Annotated in this window: 2 protein-coding genes; both read right to left on the bottom strand. The window is 34.7% G+C overall.

Annotated features, from left to right (window positions below):
- Positions 1 to 297: 297 nt before the first annotated feature.
- Positions 298 to 2,280 carry a HAMP domain-containing methyl-accepting chemotaxis protein gene (locus AC1DTM_RS20630; RefSeq protein ID WP_078173217.1) on the bottom strand — a complete coding sequence of 661 codons (1,983 nt, stop codon included), beginning with the start codon at positions 2,278 to 2,280 and terminating at the stop codon, positions 298 to 300.
- A gap of 212 nt (positions 2,281 to 2,492) precedes the next feature.
- Positions 2,493 to 3,445 (bottom strand): ribosome small subunit-dependent GTPase A (rsgA, locus tag AC1DTM_RS20625; protein WP_477000763.1); only part of this gene is annotated, 953 nt, incomplete at its 5' end.

Genomic DNA, 3,445 nt, shown 5'->3' with positions numbered 1-3,445 from the left:
TTTCTAATGAGCTATTTGAAAGTGTTTTAAATACAAACACTTCAATTAAAAAAGCAACAAAGAATAAAATACTTAACCAAAACGAGACATAGCTAAGCCAAGAATGTCTTTTCGTTCCCCAATACACTCCCATACCGATCTCCTTTAAACGTAGTCTATATTATATTAATTATACACCCGCTTAACAAATTCCTCTATTTTTCGACAAACATTACATACATTGAACCTCTAATCCGTTTATCAGCTAAAAGACTGTCTCTAATAACACTAATGCTATTTTGAGACAGCCTCCCCTTTTTATACTTTAAATCTTTCAATTAATACTTGTAACTCTTCAGCCATTTGAGCTAGTGTACCAGCTGCAGAACCAATTTCCTCCATGGAAGCTAGCTGCTCCTCAGCTGACGCTGCAACACTTTGTGTACTCGTCGCGTTATTTTGTGCTGTCATTGCAATTTGGCCAACTGAAATGGATACTTCATTTGCACCTTTTGACATTCCATTAGCCGTTTCAACCATCGTTTTAATTTGATCAACAATTTCATTTGTAGATTGTAAAATCTCAGCAAAATTTTGTTTTGTTTCATTTGCAATAACAAGTCCAGATTGCACTTCTTCATTTACATTATTCATAGACTTTACTGTCTTGCTCATATCGTCTTGTATTTCACAAATTAATTTACTAATTTCACTTGATGATACACTAGATTGTTCTGCTAATTTTCGTACTTCATCAGCAACGATTGCAAAGCCTCTTCCATGCTCACCAGCTCTTGCAGCCTCAATTGCTGCATTTAAAGCTAGAAGATTTGTCTGATCTGCAATATTTTGAATGACTTCTAAAATATCACCAATTTGCTTTGATTTGTTATTCAACAACTGAATAACAGCATCTGACTGTGAAACAGATTCCGCAATAGATTGCATTTGATTTACTGTTTTTCCAACTAGCTTTCCGCCATCTTCTGCTTTTTCGCGAGTGTGAGCAGAAGCAGTATTAATAGATGATGAGCTATTTGCTACATGCTGAATCCCTTCTGTTACATCAAACAGTAACATAGCACCATTTTCTACGCTTGCGTTTTGCGTCGTTGCACCACTTGATATTTCATCCATTGCTGATGTAATTTGTTCAGTCGCTTCACTCGCCTGTCTCACACTTGCTGTTAACTCTTCAGATGCAGCTGCAACATGCCCCGCTGAAGTATTAATTCTTCCAATTAATGTACGTAGTGAATGAGTCATCTCATTAAAACCTTTAGCAAGTTGTCCAATTTCATCATTTGAATGTATTTGAATCGTTTGAGTTAAGTCCCCTTCGCTTATTTCTTTAGAAGTGACAACTAATTGTTTTAAAGGTTTGGTAATAGAAAGTGTCACGAAATAAATAAGCGCTCCGCCTACAACTAATGAAATAAACATTACAATTAACATATTATAAAATACAGGTTGAGCAGCTTCAACTACTTCATTTGAATACATCGTCCCCGCAATTTTCCAACCTGTTTTTAAATTTGTCGCGAATACCATTTTCTTTTCACTACCACCATAAGTGTATGAAAAAGTGCCATGGTTATCTTCGTATATTTTCTTTCCCCAAGAATCATCTGCCTTGTCACCCGATTTTTCTTGAGGGTGAGCAATTATTTTTTGTTTTCCATCTAAAATGAAAGCATAGCCTTTTTTACCAATATTGATTAACTTTGTTGTTTTTAATAAATTATCTAAACTTAAATCTACCGCAATAACACCATTTTTATCTTCAGTTTGTTTTGCGATTGTTACGACAATATGTCCATTCCCTTGTGCCTTATATGGTTCAGTGACAACAATTCCACCTTGCTTATTCACTGCATCTTTATACCAAGAACGCGCTGTTGGATCATAATCTGCTGCCATTTGTATATTTGGTTCTTGTACAAATTTTTTATCGTTTCCAGCAACATACACTTGTTCTACATCTTTGTTCAAACTAATATATTGGGATAATGTTTTTCTTAGTTCATCCTGATTATCTCCTTGATACATATCACTATGAATCACTCGTGCAAAATTATTTACATCGTTGAATTTCGCTTCAATCATTTGATTGATTAAATTATCCAATATTTTTATATTATCCTGAGCGCTACTCATAATTTGTGATTCAAAATTCTTTTTAGCTGTTTGATACGACATGCCCCCAATAATAGAGACTGCCGCAATTAATATAACAAAAAATGAAATTAATAGCTTTTTTGCTACTTTCATATCTCTAAACCAACTTACTAGTTTACTCATTATAAACCTCCTGCATTTCAATATTAAGCTTTAAAGATTAAATAGAGCTAATTTTGAATATATTCCATTCCTTAGTTTCTATTTTTATAACTTGTTTTGATGAACACTTTGTAAAGTTTAAACAAATTAATTTCTTTTGTCTATATATACGAATAACATTATTATAAAATTTACAAATACAAAAAAACCAAAGGAACAAGCCCTTTGGTTTTTTACATTTTTTTATGTTGTTTAGAAACCTTTTTCCATCTATCTCGTTCCGCTCTTGCCAGAGTAATGTTTTGTTTTCTCATAACATATGCCAATTCTCTTTGCAGTTTTTTATAGCTTAGTAAGCGCTCTACGGGTATAGTTCCGTTATCTATAGCACTTCGCACTGCACATCCTGGTTCACCTTCATGTTTACAATCTCGAAAGCGGCAAGTATTTGCAAGATCTTCAATATCGGAAAATGTAGTTTGAATTGCCGCGCTTCCTTCCCAAAGCTGAAGTTCCCTCATACCAGGCGTGTCAATTACTAAACCGCCACTCGGTAATTGGAACAATTCACGGTGAGTTGTCGTATGCCTTCCTTTACTATCTTCTTCACGTATATCTCCGGTTTTTGCTACATCTGTTCCTATTAATGCATTTAACAAAGTAGATTTCCCTGCACCTGAAGATCCAACTAAAGCAATTGTTTTTCCTGGTGAAACAAATTGTTGCAATGATTCTATTCCGACGTACACTAAGCTATCAACAACAAATATCGGAACACCGATTGCTACCGCTTCAGTTTCTGCAATTTTCTGTTCCACATCTTCACATAAACTACTCTTCGTTAAAACAATAACAGGCATTGCACCGCTCTCATAAGCCACCAGCAAATAACGTTCCATCCTTCTTACGTTGAAATCATGGTTAAGTGCATTCACTAAAAATAGATAATCTACATTTGTTGCGATAATTTGTTCTTCAGTTCTGTTACCAGCTTCTTGTCTTGAAAAAGAACTTCTTCTCGGAAAAATACGGTGAATAATTGCCTTTTTCTCATTTTCTATTTTCTTTATATACACCCAATCACCAACTGCCGGATAATCCCCCTTCGTTAACGCTTCATGCCGAAACTTCCCAGACAGTTCTGCCATATATTCACCGTCACTACAAATAATCCGATATATATGCT

Source organism: Bacillus sp. P4_D3 (assembly GCF_056401855.1).
Note: the sequence above shows the minus strand (reverse complement) of the source record. Positions and strands in the feature narration are given on the sequence as shown.